Annotated in this window: 1 pseudogene; it reads right to left on the reverse strand. The window is 56.1% G+C overall.

The annotated features are described in order from the left end of the window. Positions 1-1135 (reverse strand): annotated as a pseudogene (locus EPN31_RS16630) (hypothetical protein); the annotation flags it as partial.

The following is a 1135-nucleotide window of genomic DNA, read 5'->3' on the forward strand; positions in this document are numbered from 1 at the left end:
CACCTTGTACCCCGAAGGGCCCACGATGAACTTCTTGGTGCTTTCCCGACCGTAAAACTCGATCTTCAAAGTGAATCCGGCAGATTCCGCCAAATCCACAACGCTCGTTTCACCGATCCCTCGTTTCATGGAACCGATACGCGCCTCTGCCATTTTCTGCATCAGCAGTTTCCCGACTTCCTCGCCTGGCACAAACTTCATGCCGTCAACCAGGAAAGACTGTCCGAGTTCAGCCGAAGCCGCCACATCCTGTTCCAGCATCACGATGGATTGCTCCACGGACGCCAGATCCTCGCGCCTGTAGCGTAGCCGCTGGCGCAACTGCAGTTGACCGTCTTCAAACGCACGGCGAATCTGCGACAGTTTAGCCACCTCTGCGTCGATCCCCGCCTTCTCGATCACCAGGGGGTTCCCTGATGCGATGGCTTTGATCTCAGCGTAGGACAGCGCCTGGCTCGTAACGTCTTCAACGCTTCGGACGTCGGAATTCCCATCCATCACTTGCGCAATGAATTTGGCCTTCGTCTCCAGCGTCTGCCACATGTAAGCGTCAAAGCTCCCCTCTGTGACATATCTATAAATCCAAATTTCGTCATTGCGGTTGCCCTGACGTTCAATCCGACCATCGCGCTGCTCCACGTCGCGCGGACGCCACGGCGCATCGAGATGATGTTCTGCAATGAGCAGATCCTGCACGTTCGTCCCGAACCCCATCAACTCCGTGGAGCCAAAGAGAATCCGAATCTTGCCCACCCGCACCTTGCGATGCAGATCGGCCTTTTGCAGGTCGGTCCCGTAACTTTGCGCAAAGGCAATTTCATCGGCCGGCACACCTCGTGCAAGAAGCTTGTCCCGCATGTCGCGGTACACCGAGAACGTCGTGTTCGCCGGGGTTGACAAATCACAGAACACCAGCTGCGTGAGCTTTTGTCCTTCGCCGTCTTCCCAGTGACGGAAGACGTTTTCGACGCAGGCATTCACCTTGCCGCCTTTGTAATCCGGCAGGACCGGATCAATGCATCGCATGTCAAGAGCAGCCTTGCGGCCATCCCCCGTCACACAAAGCATGTTGTCTTCATTGGGTTCAACTAGTCCGTTGCGGATGTCTTCGGCCCGTTTGACCAGCGATGCAACA

The organism is Castellaniella sp. (assembly GCF_004321985.1).
In the GTDB taxonomy this organism is placed as follows: domain Bacteria; phylum Pseudomonadota; class Gammaproteobacteria; order Burkholderiales; family Burkholderiaceae_B; genus Castellaniella.